Genomic DNA, 19,469 nt, shown 5'->3' with positions numbered 1-19,469 from the left:
CGGCCGTCGGGGGACCGGAGTTGTCCACAGGCCCGCCGTGCTGTCGGCGCCGGGCGGTAGCGTCGGGGCATGTCCAATCCAGCAGTGCTCGAAGCCGTTCTCGAGCGGATCACCTACGCCAATGAGGAGAACGGCTATACGGTCGCCCGCGTCGACACGGGCCGTGGCGGCGATCTGCTCACCGTGGTCGGTGCGCTGCTCGGCGCGCAGCCGGGCGAGTCACTGCGCATGGAGGGCCGCTGGGGCTCACACCCGCAGTACGGCAAGCAGTTCACGGTGGACAACTACACAACGATCCTCCCGGCCACGATCCAGGGCATCCGCCGCTATCTGGGCTCCGGCCTGATCAAGGGCATCGGCCCGGTCTTCGCCGACCGGATAGTCGAGCACTTCGGCCTCGACACACTCGACATCATCGAGGACGAGCCCAAGAGGCTCGTCGAGGTGCCAGGACTGGGTCCCAAGCGGACCAAGCGCATCGCCGCGGCCTGGGAGGAGCAGAAGGCCATCAAGGAGGTCATGGTCTTCCTCCAGGGCGTCGGCGTCTCCACCTCCATCGCCGTGCGGATCTACAAGAAGTACGGGGACGCCTCCATCTCGGTCGTCAGGAACGAGCCGTACCGCCTCGCGGCGGACGTCTGGGGCATCGGCTTCCTCACCGCCGACCGGATCGCCCAGGCCGTGGGCATACCGCACGACAGCCCCGAGCGCGTCAAGGCGGGCCTTCAGTACGCCCTGTCCCAGTCGACGGACCAGGGACACTGCTTCCTGCCCGAGGAGCAGCTCATCTCGGACGCCGTGAAGCTGCTCGCGGTCGACACGGGCCTGGTCATCGAGTGTCTCGCCGAGCTGGCCGGGGAGGACGAAGGAGTCGTACGGGAGACGGTGCCGGGCCCGGACGGCGGCGAGCCGGTCACGGCGGTCTATCTGGTCCCCTTCCACCGCGCGGAGCTGTCCCTCTCCGCCCAGTTGCTGCGGCTGCTGCGCACCGGCGAGGACCGGATGCCGGCCTTCCGGGACGTGGCCTGGGAGAAGGCACTGACCTGGCTGGCGGGCCGTACGGGCGCGGAGCTGGCTCCCGAGCAGCAGCAGGCCGTCCGGCTCGCCCTCACCGAGAAGGTGGCCGTCCTGACCGGCGGTCCCGGCTGCGGCAAGTCGTTCACGGTCCGGTCGATCGTCGAGCTGGCGCGGGCCAAAAAGGCCAAGGTGGTGCTGGCGGCGCCCACCGGGCGGGCGGCCAAGCGGCTCGCCGAACTGACGGGCGCCGAGGCGTCCACGGTGCACCGGCTGCTGGAGCTGAAGCCGGGCGGTGACGCGGCGTACGACAGGGACCGGCCGCTGGACGCGGATCTGGTGGTGGTGGACGAGGCCTCGATGCTCGATCTGCTGCTGGCCAACAAGCTGGTCAAGGCGGTGGCGCCGGGCGCGCATCTGCTGCTGGTGGGTGATGTGGACCAGCTTCCCTCGGTCGGGGCGGGCGAGGTGCTGCGCGATCTGCTGGCCGAGGGCGGTCCGGTGCCCCGTGTCCGGTTGACCAGGATCTTCCGGCAGGCCCAGCAGTCCGGTGTGGTGACCAACGCGCACCGCATCAACTCGGGAGTGCACCCTCTCACCGAGGGCCTCACGGACTTCTTCCTCTTCGTGGAGGACGAGACGGAGGACGCCGGCCGGGTCACGGTCGATGTGGCCGCCCGGCGGATTCCCGCCAAGTTCGGGCTGGATCCCCGGCGCGATGTGCAGGTCCTGGCACCGATGCACCGCGGCCCGGCAGGTGCCGGCACGCTCAACGGCCTGCTTCAGCAGGCCATCACTCCGGCCAGGCCCGATCTGCCCGAGAAGCGGCTCGGCGGCCGGGTCTTCCGTGTCGGCGACAAAGTCACCCAGATTCGCAACAATTACGAGAAGGGGGAGAACGGGGTCTTCAACGGCACCGTGGGTGTGGTCACCTCGCTCAGCCTGGACGATCAGCGCCTGACGGTGCGGACGGACGAGGACGAGGAGGTGCCGTACGACTTCGACGAGCTGGACGAGCTGGCGCACGCGTACGCCGTGACGATCCACCGCTCCCAGGGCAGCGAGTATCCGGCCGTGGTCATCCCGGTCACCACCGGTGCCTGGATGATGCTCCAGCGCAACCTGCTCTACACGGCGGTCACCCGCGCCAAGAAGCTGGTGGTGCTGGTGGGCTCGCGCAAGGCCATAGGACAGGCGGTGCGGACGGTTTCCGCGGGCAGACGCTTCACAGCGCTGGACCACCGGCTGGGGGGCGGCCCGCGGCCGACAGGGACTTTCGCAACCGGGGCGAAGGGGGCAGGATGAGGAGGCTGGCGGCACTGAGTGCCGCCAAAAGGCCGAATGGCCGACCCCGAGTGCACTCTCCTGAGCCAAATGGGGGATGGTAGAGACAGTCAGGGCACCTCGAAGAAGAGGCACTACGTCGGTGAGGGATGACGTGAGCGAGAAACGCGACAACGCGGTAGTACTGCGGTACGGCGACGGCGAGTACACCTACCCGGTGATCAACAGCACCGTCGGCGATGAGGGCTTCGACATCGGGAAGCTCCGGTCCCAGACCGGTCTGGTGACTCTGGACAGCGGCTACGGCAATACCGCGGCCTACAAGTCCGCCATTACCTATCTCGACGGCGAACAGGGCATCCTGCGCTACCGCGGCTATCCCATCGAGCAGCTCGCCGAGCGGTCCAGCTTTGTCGAGGTGGCGTATCTGCTGATCAACGGCGAACTGCCGACGGTCGACGAGCTGGCCTCGTTCAAGAACGAGGTCACCCAGCACACGCTGCTGCACGAGGACGTCAAGCGCTTCTACGACGGATTCCCGCGTGACGCCCACCCGATGGCGATGCTGTCCTCCGTGGTCAGCGCGTTGTCCACGTTCTACCAGGACAGCCACAACCCGTTCGACGACAAGCAGCGCCATCTCTCCACGATCCGGCTGCTCGCCAAGCTGCCGACCATCGCCGCGTACGCGTACAAGAAGTCGATCGGCCATCCCTTCGTCTACCCGCGCAACGACCTCGGGTACGTCGAGAACTTCCTGCGGATGACCTTCTCGGTCCCGGCCCAGGAGTACGTGCCGGACCCGGTCGTGGTCTCCGCGCTCGACAAGCTGCTGATCCTGCACGCGGACCACGAGCAGAACTGTTCGACGTCCACCGTGCGTCTCGTCGGCTCCTCGCAGGCGAACATGTTCGCCTCGATCTCCGCCGGCATCAGCGCCCTGTGGGGCCCGCTGCACGGTGGCGCCAACCAGTCGGTGCTGGAGATGCTCGAAGGCATCCAGGCCGCGGGCGGCGATGTCGACAGCTTCATCCGCAAGGTGAAGAACAAGGAAGACGGCGTGAAGCTCATGGGCTTCGGGCACCGCGTCTACAAGAACTTCGACCCCAGGGCGAAGATCATCAAGGCCGCGGCGCACGATGTCCTCTCGGCGCTCGGCAAGTCCGACGAGCTGCTCGACATCGCGCTCAAGCTCGAGGAGCACGCTCTCGCCGACGACTACTTCGTCTCGCGCAAGCTCTACCCGAACGTGGACTTCTACACCGGTCTGATCTACCGGGCCATGGGCTTCCCGACCGAGATGTTCACCGTGCTGTTCGCGCTCGGCCGACTGCCCGGCTGGATCGCCCAGTGGCACGAGATGATCAAGGAGCCGGGCTCCCGTATCGGCCGCCCGCGCCAGATCTACACCGGCGAGGTCCTGCGCGACTTCGTCCCGGTCGAGTCCCGCTGACGCGGCCGTCCCGCGCCGTACGGCACCCGCCGTAGCGAAAAGCGCCCCGCTGCCGATCCCCCCACGGGTCGGCGAGCGGGGCGCTTTCCATATCCCCGGAGCGGATTCCCCCCACGGGATCCGGGCCGGGCGTCTGCCGTAACCATCAGCGGCTTACTCGCGCGGTCTGACCGGGGTACGTACGGGAGGGCCGCTCAAAGCTCCCCGATGCACGTGCCCCGGTCAATTCGCTTGTCCGAGACGTCCCCCAAGACATCTCATGACATCCCTTCGAACGTCCCCCAAGACGTTCTCTGGCATTGTCCTCTTAGACTCGCGAGCCCCCCGGATGGTTACCCCTCAATCTATGTGATCTAGATCTCTTTGTGAAGGACTTGTGGTTCATGTGAAGGACCGCGAGCGCAAAGATTTCGTAACCACCCGGGCCGTGGGGCGTTGTGCGTTCAGAGTGCCCGAGATCAGGCCTGACCGGCCAGTTCGTACCCGGCCTCGTCGACGGCGGCGCGTACGGCGTCCTCGTCCAGCGCGGTCCGGGAGGTGACGGTGACCTGGCCGGTGGCGGCCACGGCCCGCACGGAGACGACGCCGTCGATCCCGGAGATCTCGCCGGCGACGGCGCCCTCGCAGTGGCCGCAGGTCATGCCGATGACCTGGTAGACGGCCGTGACCCGGCCCGTCTGTCCTTCGGTCGTGTCGCTGTGGCAGGACCCGGTGGGTGAGCAGCAGGAGCCCGTGGTTCCGGTGGGCTCGGCCTTGGTCTCGGTGGTCATGGCGTTCTCCTCGTAGGGGGAAGGGACGACTGTCCCGCCGATAGTACCCCTAGGGGGTATGAAGCCGAACTCCTCGCCGCGGCCCGGTCCCGCCGCCCCGGTCAGAGGTCGCCGACGAGGGGATGCAGATAGCGGAAGAGGACCGTCTTGATCTCGGCGATGTACGCGTCCCGCTGGTCCGGCTCCTGCGCCGTGAGGATCAGGTCCAGGCCGGCCTTGAAGACGGTGAACGTCGTCTGGGCGACACGGGCGACCTCGGCCTCCGGCGCCTCGGGCAGATAGCCGCTGAGGATCCCCTCGACCCGGGCGAGCATCGAGGAGTGGAGGGCCTCGTGCTCCCGGGTGACATGGCCGGGGATGTCGGAGCCGTGCATCAGGACGGCGAAGGCCGGGTTCTCGTAGTTGAACTGGATCAGCGGATCGAGGACGGCGTCCAGGAGCTGGTCCAGGGGCAGTTCGAGGTGGGCGGGGAGGAACGCCTGTCCGTAGGTCGCGCGCCAGCGGGCCAGGAGCTGGTCGCCCAGCTCGATGGCGATGGCCTCCTTGTTGGGGAAGAACTGGTACAGCGTGCCGGGGGAGACGCCGGCTTCCCGGGCGATGGAGTTGGTGCTCGCCGCGGTGTAGCCGGTGGTGCAGAAGACCTGGGCCGCCGCTTCGAGGAGCTGGGCGATACGGCGCTCGCCGCGGGCCTGGCGCCGACGTGGCTTCTCCGCTTCCGTGGCGTCGCTCTTCGGCTCCGGCATATGAATCCCCGGCTTTCCTGGATCGGTTGACAAACGCGAGCGATGGCTCGCAAAATTGAGAAATGCGAGCGATGACTCGTGTTTGCCATTCTATGGCAACGGCTGACCCATGCCATGGGTCACGGTGAAGGGGACACCGCACCATGTCCGAAGTCAATACCGGCCCGCGTCCCGGGGGCTGGACCCGGTTCGTCACCGCGCGGCCCAGGCTCTCTCTGCTGGTCGCGCTGGTGATCACGGCCCTGGCGGTCTTCGCGGGGAGCGGGGTCGCCGACCGGATGGGCAGTGGGGGCTGGGAGGACCCGGACGCCGAGTCGACCTATGCGACCAAGGCGCTGGAGCGGGAGTTCCCCGCCTCCGAGCCGAATCTCCTGCTGCTCGTCGGCAGCGGGAGCCGGAGTGTGGACGATCCCGCCGTGGCCGCCGAGGCCGAGCGCCTCACCGACCGGCTGGCGGCCGAGGAAGGCATCACCGGGGTCGGTTCCTACTGGCGGACCAAGGCGCCCGCGCTGCGCGCCGAGGACGGGCGGGAAGCGCTGATCGCGGCCCGGATCGAGGGTGACGAGAAGACGGCCGCCGCGGTGCTGGACCGGATAGCGCCCGCGTTCCGCGGCGAGCGGGGACCGTTGGAGGTCTCGGTCGGCGGACCGGTCGCCGTGCGGCACGAGATGCAGACCATCATCGAGGAGGATCTGCTGCGGGCCGAGCTGATCGCCCTGCCGGTGACGCTGGTGCTGCTGGTGATGGTGTTCGGCAGCGCGGTCGCCGCCCTGCTGCCGCTGGGTCTCGGCATTGTCGCCATCCTGGGGACGAACGCGGTGCTGCGCGGCATCACCGAGCTCACCGATGTCTCGGTCTTCGCGCAGAATCTCACCACGGCTCTCGGGCTCGGACTGGCCATCGACTACGCGCTGTTCATCGTGCGCCGATTCCGCGAGGAGCTGGCAGAAGGAGCCGAGGTCCGTGACGCGGTGGGCACCACACTGCGCACCGCCGGGCGCACGGTGCTCTTCTCGGCGCTGACCGTGGCGGTGTCGCTGGCCGCGATGCTGGTCTTCCCGCAGTACTTCCTGCGTTCCTTCGCCTATGCCGGGATCGCGGTGGTGGTGCTGGCCGCCGCGGCGGCGCTGATCCTCCTGCCGGCCGCGCTGATGCTGCTGGGCCACCGGGTCAACGCCCTGGACCTGCGGCGGCTGCTGCGCCGTGGCGGGCGTACCTCCGCGCGGGCGGAGGGAGCCGGATGGGCGTGGACGGCGGCGCTGGTGATGCGCCGGGCCCCGGTCTTCGCGGTCGCCACGACGGCCGGGCTCGTGCTGCTCGGACTGCCCTTCCTGGGGGCCGAGTTCGGCACGGCCGACCACCGTCAGCTTCCGTCGGGCGCCGAGTCCCGGGTGGTCCAGGAGAAGATACGGGACGGCTTCCCCGGCAGCCCGAGCGGCGGTTTGGAGATCCTTACCGAGGGCGCTGCCACACCCGCCGAGTTCGCGGACTACCGCGGCCGGATCGCCGCCCTTCCGGAGGTGGCGAGAGTCGACGGTCCCGTCGTCGCGGGCGAGCACGGGTATTTCACGGTCCTGCCGAAGGGCGAGGCGGTGGGCCAGGGGTCGCAAGAGCTTGTCCGGGAGATCCGTGCCGAACAGGCTCCGTTCGACACCTCGGTGACCGGTGCCGCGGCTGTGCTGGTCGACTCCAAGGGCGCGATCGCGGACCGGCTGCCCTGGGCGGCGGCCATCATCGTCGTGGTGACGCTGTTGCTGGTCTTCCTTCTCACCGGCAGTGTGCTGATACCGATCCAGGCGGTCGTGCTCAACGCGCTGAGCCTGACGGCGATGTTCGGTGCGGTGGTCTGGGTCTTCCAGGACGGCCATCTGTCCGGACTGCTCGCCTTCACCTCCACCGGAGACATAGAGACGACCCTGCCGGTGCTGATGTTCTGTGTCGCCTTCGGACTCTCCATGGACTACGGGGTCTTTCTGCTCTCCCGCATCAAGGAGGAGTACGACAGCAGCGGGGACCATGAGCAGGCGGTGGCCTTCGGACTCCGGCGCACCGGAGGGCTGATCACCGCGGCGGCGGTGATCCTCGCACTGGTCATGGTGGCCATCGGTACCTCACGGGTCACCAATACGAAGATGCTGGGGCTCGGGATCGCGCTCGCGGTGATCATGGACGCGATGGTGGTGCGCAGTCTGCTGGTTCCCGCGGTGATGAAGCTGACGGGGAAGGCGACCTGGTGGGCACCGGGACCGCTGTGCCGTTTCCATACGCGGTTCGGCCTGAGCGAGGGCGAGTCCATACCGGGCGCCGAGGCGGGCCCGAGGCCCGCTGCCAAGGGCGAGGAACACGACAAGGACCGGGACCGGGACACGGCGGGCGTCTGAGCGTCGGACACGGCGGGGGAGCGGGGGAAGCGCAGGGGGAGGTCCCGTACCGAAATCGGTACGGGACCTCCCGCCCGGCCCCTTCTCACCTCACGGTGTGCGCGGGTGCGGTCAGCCTCTGCTGCCTCTGTTACCGGGGCGGTTGGCCACCCAGGCGCGAACGGTGTCCGCGTACCAGTAGGGCTTGCCGTTCTCCACGTGGTCGGGCGGCGGAAGCAGTCCATGCTTGCGGTAGGAGCGGACGGTGTCCGGTTGCACCCGGATATGCGCCGCGATCTCCTTGTAGGACCAGAGCCTTCTGTCCGTCATCTGTGGCACCTCCCTGCGCCGGCCGCAGGAAGGTCTGTCGACCGTCGGGGGAGCTGCGGCTGGGACGCTGGCGATCACCCAGCCTGTGCCCAGTGAGCGACACAGAGTGATGGAGAAAGCGGAATTGTCGCTTCCCTGTGACGGAAGACCCGCGTAATGGAGATATGCGTGACGTTAACGGGATCTCTGTGACAGATATGGCACATGCGGCGGATGTGTGCCGGGTGCGGGCCCGAGACGGTGGCCGTCAGGCGCCGCACCTTCGCAGGAAGCGGCGTGTGCGGGTGGCGATCGGGAGCGGCTTGTCGGGCGGACACGGATACATGTCCTGTTCGACGATGGCGAAGAGATCGACATTCAGCCGCTGTGCTGCCGTCAGGACCGGCTCCAGCGCCGGCACCCCGCCCGGCGGCTCGCACATCACCCCGCGCCCGACGGCCGGCCCGAACGGCACCCCGTTCGCCACGACTTCGGCGAGGATCTCCGGATCCACCTGCTTGAGATGGAGATAGCCGATCCGCTCGCCGTAGTTCTCGATCAGCTTGACGCTGTCGCCGCCGCAGTAGGCGTAGTGCCCGGTGTCCAGACAGAGGGAGACCAGTTCGGGATCGGTGGCGTCGAGGAAGCGGCTGACGTTCTCCTCGCTGTCGACATGGGTGTCGGCGTGCGGATGGACGACGATGCGCAGTCCGTACCGCTCGCGCACCTCCCGGCCCAGGCGTTCGGTCTGGGTGGTCAGATCGCGCCACTGTGCGGCGCTGAGGGTGCGGTCCTCCAGTACTTCGCCGGTCTTGTCGTCGCGCCAGAAGGAGGGAATGACGACCAGATGGTCCGCGCCCATCGCGCGGGTGAGCGCGGCGATGTCCGCGACATGCGCCCAGGTCCGCTCCCAGACGGCGGGCCCATGGTGCAGCCCGGTGAAGACGGTCCCGGCCGAGACCCTCAGTCCTCGCCGGGCGGTCTCCTCGGCCAGCCGGGCGGGGTCGGTCGGGAGATAGCCGTAGGGGCCGAGTTCGATCCACTCGTAGCCCGCCTCGGCCACCTCGTCCAGAAAGCGACGCCAGGGAACCTGTGACGGGTCGTCGGGAAACCACACGCCCCAGGAGTCGGGGGCCGACCCGACCCGGATGCGGTTCAGCGTGGGCACGGAGGAGGTCATACCGGTCAGCTTTCCGGCCGTGCCGAAAGAGTGTCAAGGCTTCGTCCGAATGTAAGGACAAAACGTTGACAGGTTCCGGATGGAGCATTAGACCTGGGGTGGGCCGCGGACGCCCGCAGACCCGGTCATGGCCGCCGAACCGAAGGGACCGCGTATGACCGCGCCGTACGACGTGATCACCATGGGCCGGATCGGCGTCGACCTCTATCCGCTGCGGACCGGGGTGCCGCTGGCCCAGGTGGAGACCTTCGGGAAGTTCCTCGGCGGCTCCGCGACGAATGTCGCGGTCGCCTCGGCCCGGCTGGGCCGGCGCGCCGCCGTCATCACCCGCACCGGACGGGACGCCTTCGGGGACTATCTCCACCAGGCGCTGCGGGAGTTCGGGGTCGACGACCGCTGGGTGACGGGGGTCGACCGCTGTCCGACCCCGGTCACCTTCTGCGAGATCTTTCCGCCGGACGACTTCCCGCTCTACTTCTACCGCCTGCCCAAGGCTCCCGATCTGGAGATCCATCCGCACGAACTGGATCTGGACGCGATCGGCGCGGCCAGGATCTTCTGGATGACAGGCACCGGACTGTGCGCGGAGCCCAGTCGTACGGCGACGCTCACCGCGCTGGAGTCACGGGCCCGGTCCGGTATCACCGTCTTCGACCTCGACTGGCGGCCGATGTTCTGGCAGGCGGACGCCGAGGGCTCGGCCGGCGGGACCGAACCGGCCGGGTCGGCCGACCCACGTGAGCTGTACAGCCGGGCCCTGCGGTCCGCCACGGTGGCCGTCGGCAATCTGGACGAGTGCGAGGTGGCCGTGGGGGAGCGTGATCCGGAGGCCGCCGCGCGGGCACTGCTCGCGGCGGGACCCGAGCTTGCCGTCGTCAAGCAGGGGCCCAAGGGCGTGCTCGCCGTCCATCGCGACGGCACCCGGGCCGAGGTGCCGCCCGTTCCGGTGGAGGTCGTCAACGGACTCGGCGCGGGAGACGCGTTCGGCGGCGCCCTCTGCCACGGGCTGCTCGCGGGATGGGAGTTGGAGCGCGTCATGAGATACGCCAACGCGGCGGGCGCCATCGTCGCGGCCCGGCTCTCCTGTTCGTCCGCGATGCCGTACGAGCGTGAGGTCGCCCAGGTGCTCGCGGGCGGCCCGGTCCCGGCGCAGGACCCGTCCGCGGGTCCGCCGCCGGACACCGCGCCGTCCGCGGGCCCGTCCACCACCGCCGCCCCGGGGGCTCGGTCATGACCGGCGTCGATGTGTCGGAGCTGGTCCGGCTGCGTACGCACCATCCCGAGGCCGTCGCGGAGGCCGCCGCCCGTCGCGTCCGCCGCCCTCTGCTGCGCACCGGAGGCCACTCCACCGGCCGGCTGATGATCATCGCCGCGGACCATCCGGCCCGCGGCGCACTCGCCGTCGGGGACCGCCCTCTCGCCATGGCCGGCCGGCTCGATCTGCTGGAACGGCTCTGTCTGGCCCTGTCCCGCCCGGGTGTCGACGGTGTGCTCGCCAGCGCCGACATCCTTGACGATCTGCTGCTGCTCGGCGCCCTGGAGGACCGGGTGGTCGTCGGCTCGATGAACCGCGGCGGTCTCGCCGGCGCCGCCTTCGAGCTCGACGACCGCTTCACCGGACACCGTCCCGAGGACCTCGCCAGGCTCGGCTTCGACGCGGGCAAGCTGCTGCTCCGTATCGACTACGAGGACCCCGGCTCCCTGGACACCCTGCACTCCGCCGCCCGCGCCATAGACGCCATGGCCGAGCGCCGGTTGCCGGTCTTCGTGGAGCCGTTCATCTGCCGGCGTGTCGGGGGACGGCTCCGTACCGATCTGGGCGCGGAGGCCGTGACACGCTCGATCGCCATCGCATCGGGGCTGGCAGGTACCTCCGCGTACACCTGGTTGAAGGTTCCCGTTACCCGCAACCCCGACGATATGGCCCGGGTCATGGAGACCTCGACACTCCCCGCCGTCCTGCTGGGCGGCGACATCGGAGGCGACCAGGAGGGTGCGTACGAGAAATGGCGCGGGGCGCTGCGGCTGCCCACGGTCCAGGGCCTTGTCGTGGGCCGCTCGCTGCTCTATCCGGTCGACGGTGATGTAGCGGGTGCCGTCGACATCGCGGTAGGGCTGCTCCACGGGGGTACGGAGGCATCATGACGACCGACCACCAGGAGCCGCCCGGCACGGACGACCGGCGGGAGCGGCACGACGAGCGGGAACGGAACGGGCGGCGGGAACGGACCGGCCGAGGAGGGCGGTACGAGCCGCCGGAGCCGGAGCGGTACGTGCCCGCGGGCAGCGCCGCGGCCGGACCGTACGTCCTCGACATCGGTCCCGAACGGGCCGGCTGGTCCCACAGCGGTCTCCGCGTCCTGGAACTCCCACCCGGTGGCGCCCACACCCTGGCCACCGGGGACAGCGAGTGGATCGTGCTTCCGCTCACCGGCGGTTGTACGGTGCACACGCAGGGCGAGTTCTTTGAACTGCTGGGCAGGGAAAGCGTGTTCAGCGGAGTCACGGACTTCGCGTACGTTCCGCGCGACGCCCACGCACAGATCGCCTCCGGTGCGGGAGGCCGCTTCGCCCTGGCAGGAGCGAGGTGCGAGCGACGACTCCCCGCTCGCTACGGTCCCGCGCCGGAGGTTCCGGTCGAGCTGCGCGGCGCGGGAACCTGCTCGCGCCAGGTCAACAACTTCGCCGCCGCCGATGTCTTCGACTGCGACCGTCTGATCGCGGTGGAGGTGCTCACTCCCGGCGGCAACTGGTCGTCGTACCCACCGCACAAACACGACGAGCACGTTCCGGGCGTGGAGTCCGAGCTGGAGGAGATCTACTATTTCGAGATCGACGGCGGCGGCCTCGGCTACCACCGGGTCTCGCCCTCGCGTCCGGGCGGCACGGATGTCCTCGCCGAGGTCCGTACGGGCGACACCGTCCTCATCCCGGACGGCTGGCACGGGCCGTCCATCGCCGCGCCGGGACGCGACATGTACTACCTCAATGTGATGGCGGGACCGGGCCGGTCCAGGGAGTGGCTGATCCGGGACCACCCCGACCACGGCTGGATCAGGAACACCTGGCCGGAGCAGGCCGTCGACGCGCGACTGCCGCTGTACGGAGCGGGACCGCCGCGCCACGGAGCCGAGGAGGACCTCCGATGAGCACACGCCGTCTCACCGTCGCCCAGGCGCTGATCACCTTTCTCTCCCGGCAGTACACCGAACGGGACGGCAGCAGAAAGCGGCTGGTGAACGCCGTCTGGGGCATCTTCGGACATGGCAACGTGGCGGGTATCGGCCAGGCCCTTGTCGAGTCCACGGACGAGATGAGGTACTTGCAGGGACGGAACGAACAGGCCATGGTCCACGCAGCCGTCGGCTACGCCCGTCAGAGCAACCGCCTCTCCGCCCATGCCGTGACCACCTCCATCGGCCCCGGCGCCACCAATCTCGTCACCGGTGCGGCACTCGCCACCATCAACCGCCTCCCTGTGCTGCTGCTCCCCGGTGACACCTTCGCCACCCGTCCCGCCGATCCCGTTCTCCAGCAGCTCGAAGTCCCCTCCGCGGGGGATGTCTCCGTCAATGACGCCCTGCGCCCGGTCTCGGCGTACTTCGACCGTGTCACCCGCCCCGAGGCGCTGATCCCGGCCGCGCTCGCAGCGATGCGTGTGCTCAGCGATCCCGCGCAGACCGGGGCCGTCACCCTCGCACTGCCGCAGGATGTGCAGGCGGAGGCGTTCGACTGGCCGGAGGAGTTCTTCGCCGAGCGCGTCTGGCGGGTCCGCCGCCAGGCGCCCGATCCCGATGAACTCGCCGATGCGGTCCGGCTGGTACGGGCAGCCGCCCGTCCCCTGCTCGTCGCGGGCGGCGGAGTCCACTACAGCGCGGCGCAGGAGGCGCTCGCCGCGTTCGCCGACGCCACCGGCATCCCGGTCGCCTCCACCCAGGCGGGCAAGGGCTCCCTGCCCCATGACCACCCCTGCGATGTCGGGGGGATCGGCCACACCGGCACCGCCACCGCCGATGAACTGGCCAGGACCGCCGATCTGGTCATCGGTGTCGGCACCCGCTGGTCGGACTTCTCCACCGCTTCCGCCACGCTCTTCTCGAACGCGGCCGTCCGCTTCCTCAATGTGAATGTCACCGGCTTCGACGCCCACAAGCTCGCGGCCCACCCGCTGGTGGCGGACGCCCGTACCGCCCTGGAAGGGCTGACCGCCGCACTCGCCGAGGCCGGCGGCCATCGGGTCGCGCCCTCGTACACGGCCGAGTACGGCGAGGACAAGGAGCGCTGGGAGTATCGCGTCGACGCCGCGTTCGCCGCCGACGAGGAGCTCGCCCGGCCCACCCAGGCACAGGTCCTCGGAGTGCTCGACGCGCTCGTCACCGGCGAGGACATCCTCATCAACGCGGCGGGCTCGCTCCCCGGCGATCTCCACAAGCTCTGGCGGGCCCGCTCGCACGACCAGTACCACGTCGAATACGGCTACTCCTGTATGGGCTACGAGATCCCGGCCGCCCTCGGTGTGCTGCTGGCGGACCCCGGCAGGCCCGTCTGGGCCCTGGTCGGGGACGGTACGTATCTGATGAACCCCACCGAGATCGTCACCAGCGTCCAGGAACGGCTGCCTCTCAAGGTGGTGATCCTCCAGAACCACGGGTATGCCTCCATCGGAGGGCTCTCCGCGTCGGTCGGCGCCGAGGGTTTCGGTACGGCCTACCGCTTCCGGGCACCCGACGGTACGTACACCGGTGCCCCGCTGCCCGTCGATCTCGCGGCCAACGCGGCCTCGCTCGGCATGCGCGTGATCCGCGCCAAGACCGTCCGTGACCTGCGCGAAGCCCTGACCGAGACGCGCGCGGCCGACGTTCCTACATGTGTCTACGTGGAGACCGAAACGGCAGACACTATGTCCGGCGTGCCCCCGGCCCAGGCGTGGTGGGATGTTCCCGTGGCCGAGACAGCGACCCGTACGCCCGCGGTCGAGGCCCGCGAGGAGTACGACCGGCACGTTGCCGCCCGGCGCCGTCATCTGTGAAGGAGCACGCAATGAAGACCGTCAACCACTGGATCGGTGGCAAGACCGTCGAGGGCGCGTCGGGCAACTGGGGCCCGGTGACCGATCCGGCGACCGGCGCCGTCACCACGCGGGTGGCGCTGGCCTCCGCCGAGGAGGTGGACAGCGCCGTCGCCGCCGCGAAGGCCGCGTACGCCACCTGGGGCACCTCCTCGCTGGCCCAGCGCACCGGCATCCTCTTCCGCTACCGCGCGCTGCTCGACGCACGCCGTGACGACCTCGCCGCGCTGATCACCGCCGAGCACGGCAAGGTGCACTCGGACGCGCTCGGCGAGGTCGCGCGCGGTCTGGAGATCGTCGAGCTGGCCTGCGGGATCACCACCCAGCTCAAGGGAGAGCTGTCCACCCAGGTCTCCAACCGGGTCGACGTGGCGGCGATCCGCCAGCCGGTGGGTGTGGTCGCGGGCATCACGCCCTTCAATTTTCCCGCGATGGTGCCGATGTGGATGTTCCCGCTGGCGATCGCGTGCGGGAACACCTTCGTACTGAAGCCCAGCGAGAAGGATCCGTCGGCCGCGAATCTGCTGGCCGAGCTGGCCGCGGAGGCGGGGCTGCCCGACGGCGTGCTGAATGTCGTGCACGGCGACAAGATCGCGGTGGACTCGCTGCTCGCCCATCCGGATGTGGCGGCGGTCTCCTTCGTCGGCTCCACACCGATCGCCCGCCACATCCATACGACGGCCTCCGCCAACGGCAAGCGCGTGCAGGCCCTCGGCGGCGCCAAGAACCATATGCTCGTCCTGCCCGACGCCGATCTGGACGCCGCCGCGGACGCGGCCGTCTCCGCCGCGTACGGCTCGGCCGGTGAGCGCTGCATGGCTGTCTCGGCGGTCGTCGCGGTGGGCGCGATCGGTGATGAACTGGTCACCAAGATCCGTGAGCGCGCCGAGAAGATCAAGATCGGTCCCGGCAACGACCCGACGTCCGAGATGGGCCCGCTGATCACCAAGGCGCACCGCGACAAAGTCGCCTCGTATGTCACGGGAGCGGCGGCCCAGGGCGCCGATGTCGTCCTGGACGGCACGGGCTACACGGTCGACGGCTTCGAGGACGGCCACTGGATGGGGCTGTCCCTGCTCGACCGGGTCTCCACCGACTCCGACGCCTACCGCGACGAGATCTTCGGCCCGGTGCTCTGCGTGCTGCGCACGGAGACGTACGAGGAGGGCGTGAGGCTGATCAACGCCTCACCCTTCGGCAACGGTACGGCGATTTTCACCCGGGACGGCGGCGCGGCCCGCCGCTTCCAGCTGGAGATCGAGGCGGGCATGGTCGGAGTGAATGTGCCGATCCCGGTGCCCGTCGGGTACCACTCCTTCGGGGGCTGGAAGGACTCGCTCTTCGGCGACCACCACATCTACGGCAACGACGGTGTGCACTTCTACACGCGCGGCAAGGTGATCACCACCCGCTGGCCCGACCCGTCCGAGGCCCCGGTGGGCGTCGACCTGGGATTTCCGCGCAACCACTGACCACGAGCCGCTCGTGAGGCGGTCGTGCGATGCGGGACCGGGCCGGGCGCCGAGTGGCCGGGCTGCCGCCCGGTAGGGCCATTCGGGGTAATTGGCGAAGTTTTTGCCTAAGGGCCCGATCTCTCCTCCACGCCGCCTCCCGGCCACCTCACAGGCCTTGCCGCGCCCCGAAGACCGCGCGGCGAGGCCGTTTTACCTCCCTGCGAAGGCCGCCGAGATCGCTGTGTCCCGTGACCGGTGCCGTAACGGTCGCGTTGACCGAGCGCACTCGAATGACTGACGCTCGATAGTTGGATGCTGGATACAACTGATCCGGCGACCGGAAGCAGGAGGACACACATGTGTGGCATCACCGGTTGGGTCTCCTTCGACCGCGTACTGCTCGACGCGTCCGAGACGCTGGACGCGATGACGAAGACGATGTCCTGCCGGGGCCCCGACGCCGGCGGCACCTGGATCAGCGGTCCCGCCGCCCTCGGACACCGGCGACTGGCGATCATCGACCTGCCTGGGGGGCGGCAGCCGATGACCCTGACGACACCGCGGGGCACGCTCGTACTCGTCTACTCGGGCGAGACCTACAACTTCACCGAGCTGCGCGGAGAGCTGACCGGACGCGGTCATCGGTTCACCACCGACTCCGACACCGAAGTCGTCCTGCACGCCTATCTGGAGTGGGGCGAGGCGATGGCCGAACGCCTCAACGGGATGTACGCCTTCGCCATCTGGGACGGCAGGGACCAGAAGCTGGTGATGATCCGCGACCGGATGGGCATCAAGCCCTTCTACTACTACCCGATCCCCGGAGGCGTGCTGTTCGGCTCCGAGCCCAAGGCGATACTCGCCAATCCGCTGGCCCGGGCCCGGGTCGGCCTCGACGGGCTGCGTGAGCTGTTCGGCTTTGTGAAGACGCCCGGCCACGCGATCTGGGACGGTATGCGCGAGGTCGAGCCCGGCACCCTCGTGACCGTCGACCACAACGGACCGCGCCGCCATGTCTACTGGTCGCTGGAGACCAGGCCGCACACCGACGACCGCGACACCACCGTGGCGCGTGTACGCACGCTCCTCGACGACATCGTGCGCCGCCAGCTCGTCTCCGACGTACCGCGCTGCACCCTGCTGTCCGGTGGACTGGACTCGTCCGCGATGACGGCGCTGGCCGCCGTACAGCTCGCCGAGAGCGGTGAGAAGGTCCGCAGTTTCGCCGTCGACTTCGTGGGCAGGACCGAGCACTTCGTCGCCGATGAGCTCCGTACCACTCCGGACACGCCCTTCGTCCACGATGTCGCGCACGCCTCGGGCACGGATCACCAGGACATCGTGCTCGACTCGAACGACCTGGCCGACCCCGAGGTACGGGCCAGGGTGATCAGGGCCCGTGACATTCCCATGGGGCTCGGTGACATGGACTCCTCGCTCTATCTGCTCTTCAGAGCGATCCGGGAGCGCTCGACGGTCGCGCTCTCCGGCGAATCGGCCGACGAGGTCTTCGGTGGCTATCTCCAGTTCTTCGACGAGGAGGCCAGGCGGGCCGATACGTTCCCGTGGCTGGTGCGCTCCGAGGAGTACATCGGGGACGACGCCGATGTGCTGCGGCCCGAGGTGAACAAAACCCTGGACATGCGGGGATTCCTCCAGGACAACTACGCCGCCGCCGTCGCCGAGGTCGAACGCCTGGACGGCGAGAGCGACTTCGAGTACCGGATGCGGAAGATCTGCGCGCTCCATCTGACGCGCTTCGTCCGGTTGCTGCTCGACCGCAAGGACCGTACGAGCATGGCGGTGGGGCTGGAGGTCCGGGTGCCGTACTGCGACCACCGGCTGGTGGAGTACGTGTACAACGCCCCCTGGTCGATGAAGTCCTTCGACGGCCGGGAGAAGAGCCTGCTGAGGGAGGCGACGGCCGATCTGCTGCCCAGGTCGGTCTACGACCGGGTCAAGAGCCCCTACCCCTCCACACAGGACCCCAAGTACGCGATCGCCCTCCAGGAGCAGGTCAGGGACCTGCTCACCGATCCGTCCCATCCGGTCTTCGAGGTGCTCGACACCGAGCGCGTCCGCCATCTGGCGGAACGGGAGACCCCGCAGACCACCATGGCCTCCCGCCGGGGCCTGGAACGCACCCTGGACATGGCGCTCTGGATGGACATGTACCGCCCGGAGATCACCCTCGACTGACCGCACCCGGTCGCTCGACCCTGCCCCGCGGACGGCCGCCGCCGCGGGGAGAGCGCACCCCGCCGAGACCCCCACGGGCCGGCGAAACTCCTCGCCCGTCTGACAGCCGCCCGAGGCGGCCCGCGTACCGCGTCTGGTGTACGTGTCCTCCACTTCGTACTACCCGAGGAGGCCACCGAGTTCCGACCGGTGACAGCGGCATCGGTCGCAGGGCCAGTTTAGGGTTCAATCATGGAGACCCGAACCCCCCGCCGGTCCCGGCCACGCCCGCGCTGGCTCGTGGGCGTGGCCGCCTTCGCGGTGCTCGTCGGAGCCGGTACCTGGACCGCCGTCGCCTCGGACGGTCCGCCCGCCGTCCGCCAGCAGGACCAGGTGCTGAACGTGCCCGGCGCCCGGATCGACACGTCGTACTTCACCACCGGCGGCGGACGCCGACCCGCCGTGCTGATCGGACACGGCTTCGGCGGCAGCAAGGACGACGTACGCGCCCAGGCCCAGAAGCTCGCGCGTGACGGATACGCGGTGCTGACCTGGTCGGCACGCGGCTTCGGGAAGTCCACCGGAGAGATCGGTCTCAACGACCCCGACCACGAGGTCAAGGACGTCTCCCGGCTGATCGACTGGCTGGCGAAGCGGCCCGAGGTCCGGCTCGACGGCACGGGTGATCCCCGAGTGGGTGTGACCGGTGCCTCCTACGGCGGCGCCGTCTCCCTGCTCGCCGCCGGGTACGACCAGCGCGTCGACGCGATCGCCCCGCTGGTCACCTACTGGAACCTGGCCGACGCGCTCTTCCCCGACGGAGTTTTCAAGAAACTCTGGGCGGGGATCTTCTTCTCCACCGGTGGCGGCTGCACCACCTTCGAGAAGCAGCTCTGCTCCATGTACGAGCGCGTCGCCGTCTCCGGCACGCCTGACACCGCCGCCCGTGAGCTGCTGGAGGAACGCAGCCCGTCCGCCGTCGGCGACCGTATCGATGTGCCCGCGCTGATCGTGCAGGGCCAGACCGACTCCCTCTTCCCGCTCGGCCAGGCCGATGCCACGGCCAGGGCGATCAGCGCCAACGGCGCTCCCGTCGACGTCGACTGGATGGCGGGCGGGCACGACGGCGGTGACCAGGAGAGCGACCGGCTCCAGGACCGGATCTCCTCCTGGTTCGACCGCTACCTCAAGGACGACAAGGGCGCCGACACCGGACCCGCCTTCCGGGTCAGCCGCACCGGGGGCATCGACTCCACCGACGGCGAGACCCTGCTCCGTGGCGCGAGCAGCGATCGTTATCCGGGGCTGGAGAGCGGCTCCACCACCGTGCCGCTCGTGGGCGGCACCCGCACCCGGACCTTCGCCAACCCGGCCGGCGCCAGCCCGCCCGGCGTCTCGGCCGTACCGGGACTGACCGGCGGGATCTCCCAGTTCTCCTCCCTCGGCGTCGGGCTCGCCCGTGACTTCCCCGGGCAGTACGCGAGCTTCGACTCCCGGCCGCTGGCCCACTCCCTGCGGATCACCGGCTCACCGACGGTCCGGGCCACGGTCGCCTCCAGCAGCGGTGACGCGGTGCTCTTCGCCAAGGTGTACGACGTCGGCCCCGACGGCCGGTCGCAGGTGCTCCCCTCGCAGCTTGTCGCACCCGTACGGGTG

At 69.4% G+C, this 19,469-nt stretch carries 14 protein-coding genes; 10 read left to right on the top strand and 4 right to left on the bottom strand.

Annotated features, from left to right (window positions below):
* Window positions 1-69 precede the first annotated feature (69 nt).
* Complete coding sequence (recD2, locus tag BFF77_RS00270; RefSeq protein ID WP_066942505.1) at window positions 70-2,319, top strand: SF1B family DNA helicase RecD2; 2,250 nt, start codon at window positions 70-72, stop codon at window positions 2,317-2,319.
* Between the two features lie 133 nt (window positions 2,320-2,452).
* Entirely contained in the window at window positions 2,453-3,751 is a 1,299-nt protein-coding gene (locus tag BFF77_RS00265; RefSeq protein ID WP_066942503.1) for a citrate synthase, read from the top strand.
* A gap of 458 nt (window positions 3,752-4,209) precedes the next feature.
* Here BFF77_RS00265 and BFF77_RS00260 read toward each other — a convergent pair whose 3' ends face one another.
* Both BFF77_RS00260 and BFF77_RS00255 read right to left on the bottom strand, forming a co-directional pair.
* The gene (locus BFF77_RS00260; RefSeq protein ID WP_066942501.1) at window positions 4,210-4,521 is read right to left on the bottom strand and encodes a heavy-metal-associated domain-containing protein; all 312 of its coding nucleotides are present in this window, start codon (window positions 4,519-4,521) and stop codon (window positions 4,210-4,212) included.
* A 101-nt stretch (window positions 4,522-4,622) separates the two neighbouring features.
* Complete coding sequence (locus BFF77_RS00255) at window positions 4,623-5,264, bottom strand: TetR/AcrR family transcriptional regulator (protein ID WP_066942499.1); 642 nt, start codon at window positions 5,262-5,264, stop codon at window positions 4,623-4,625.
* A gap of 143 nt (window positions 5,265-5,407) precedes the next feature.
* Here BFF77_RS00255 and BFF77_RS00250 point away from each other — a divergent pair, with 143 nt between their 5' ends.
* Entirely contained in the window at window positions 5,408-7,645 is a 2,238-nt protein-coding gene (locus BFF77_RS00250; RefSeq protein ID WP_066942497.1) for an MMPL family transporter, read from the top strand.
* A gap of 111 nt (window positions 7,646-7,756) precedes the next feature.
* On the opposite strand, the gene BFF77_RS00245 is transcribed toward BFF77_RS00250, so the two are convergent.
* The gene (locus BFF77_RS00245) at window positions 7,757-7,954 is read right to left on the bottom strand and encodes a helix-turn-helix transcriptional regulator (protein ID WP_066942495.1); all 198 of its coding nucleotides are present in this window, start codon (window positions 7,952-7,954) and stop codon (window positions 7,757-7,759) included.
* 247 nt (window positions 7,955-8,201) lie between these two features.
* Window positions 8,202-9,113, bottom strand: a complete 912-nt coding sequence (locus BFF77_RS00240) for a sugar phosphate isomerase/epimerase family protein (protein WP_066942493.1) — start codon at window positions 9,111-9,113, stop codon at window positions 8,202-8,204.
* A gap of 154 nt (window positions 9,114-9,267) precedes the next feature.
* On the opposite strand from BFF77_RS00240, the gene iolC reads away from it, so the two are divergent.
* From iolC to BFF77_RS00205, 7 genes are all read left to right on the top strand, one after another.
* Window positions 9,268-10,347, top strand: coding sequence for a 5-dehydro-2-deoxygluconokinase (iolC, locus tag BFF77_RS00235; protein ID WP_066942509.1), 1,080 nt, complete (start codon window positions 9,268-9,270; stop codon window positions 10,345-10,347).
* Window positions 10,344-11,258: a Cgl0159 family (beta/alpha)8-fold protein gene (locus BFF77_RS00230; protein WP_066942492.1), complete on the top strand. Its 915-nt coding sequence runs from the start codon at window positions 10,344-10,346 to the stop codon at window positions 11,256-11,258. Before iolC ends, BFF77_RS00230 begins: the two co-directional genes overlap by 4 nt.
* Entirely contained in the window at window positions 11,255-12,262 is a 1,008-nt protein-coding gene (gene iolB, locus BFF77_RS00225; protein ID WP_079124682.1) for a 5-deoxy-glucuronate isomerase, read from the top strand. Before BFF77_RS00230 ends, iolB begins: the two co-directional genes overlap by 4 nt.
* The gene (iolD, locus tag BFF77_RS00220; RefSeq protein WP_066942490.1) at window positions 12,259-14,142 is read left to right on the top strand and encodes a 3D-(3,5/4)-trihydroxycyclohexane-1,2-dione acylhydrolase (decyclizing); all 1,884 of its coding nucleotides are present in this window, start codon (window positions 12,259-12,261) and stop codon (window positions 14,140-14,142) included. Before iolB ends, iolD begins: the two co-directional genes overlap by 4 nt.
* A gap of 11 nt (window positions 14,143-14,153) precedes the next feature.
* Window positions 14,154-15,653, top strand: a complete 1,500-nt coding sequence (gene mmsA, locus BFF77_RS00215) for a CoA-acylating methylmalonate-semialdehyde dehydrogenase (protein ID WP_066942489.1) — start codon at window positions 14,154-14,156, stop codon at window positions 15,651-15,653.
* A 339-nt stretch (window positions 15,654-15,992) separates the two neighbouring features.
* Entirely contained in the window at window positions 15,993-17,834 is a 1,842-nt protein-coding gene (gene asnB / locus BFF77_RS00210; RefSeq protein WP_066942486.1) for an asparagine synthase (glutamine-hydrolyzing), read from the top strand.
* A gap of 231 nt (window positions 17,835-18,065) precedes the next feature.
* Window positions 18,066-19,469, top strand: a 1,404-nt coding sequence (locus BFF77_RS00205; protein WP_141698320.1) for a S15 peptidase family protein, incomplete at its 3' end; no start/stop codon positions are given.

The organism is Streptomyces lushanensis, assembly GCF_001700515.1.
In the GTDB taxonomy this organism is placed as follows: domain Bacteria; phylum Actinomycetota; class Actinomycetes; order Streptomycetales; family Streptomycetaceae; genus Streptomyces; species Streptomyces lushanensis.
This window is presented reverse-complemented; position numbering and strand designations above follow the sequence as displayed.

What these genes read in the sequence shown, in the direction of transcription:
- recD2 (WP_066942505.1), top strand. Translation starts at nt 70, where the DNA reads ATGTCCAATCCAGCAGTGCTCGAAGCCGTTCTCGAGCGGATCACCTAC.
- BFF77_RS00260 (WP_066942501.1), bottom strand. Translation starts at nt 4,521, where the DNA reads ATGACCACCGAGACCAAGGCCGAGCCCACCGGAACCACGGGCTCCTGC.
- BFF77_RS00255 (WP_066942499.1), bottom strand. Translation starts at nt 5,264, where the DNA reads ATGCCGGAGCCGAAGAGCGACGCCACGGAAGCGGAGAAGCCACGTCGG.
- BFF77_RS00250 (WP_066942497.1), top strand. Translation starts at nt 5,408, where the DNA reads ATGTCCGAAGTCAATACCGGCCCGCGTCCCGGGGGCTGGACCCGGTTC.
- BFF77_RS00245 (WP_066942495.1), bottom strand. Translation starts at nt 7,954, where the DNA reads ATGACGGACAGAAGGCTCTGGTCCTACAAGGAGATCGCGGCGCATATC.
- BFF77_RS00240 (WP_066942493.1), bottom strand. Translation starts at nt 9,113, where the DNA reads ATGACCTCCTCCGTGCCCACGCTGAACCGCATCCGGGTCGGGTCGGCC.
- iolC (WP_066942509.1), top strand. Translation starts at nt 9,268, where the DNA reads ATGACCGCGCCGTACGACGTGATCACCATGGGCCGGATCGGCGTCGAC.
- BFF77_RS00230 (WP_066942492.1), top strand. Translation starts at nt 10,344, where the DNA reads ATGACCGGCGTCGATGTGTCGGAGCTGGTCCGGCTGCGTACGCACCAT.
- iolB (WP_079124682.1), top strand. Translation starts at nt 11,255, where the DNA reads ATGACGACCGACCACCAGGAGCCGCCCGGCACGGACGACCGGCGGGAG.
- iolD (WP_066942490.1), top strand. Translation starts at nt 12,259, where the DNA reads ATGAGCACACGCCGTCTCACCGTCGCCCAGGCGCTGATCACCTTTCTC.
- mmsA (WP_066942489.1), top strand. Translation starts at nt 14,154, where the DNA reads ATGAAGACCGTCAACCACTGGATCGGTGGCAAGACCGTCGAGGGCGCG.
- asnB (WP_066942486.1), top strand. Translation starts at nt 15,993, where the DNA reads ATGTGTGGCATCACCGGTTGGGTCTCCTTCGACCGCGTACTGCTCGAC.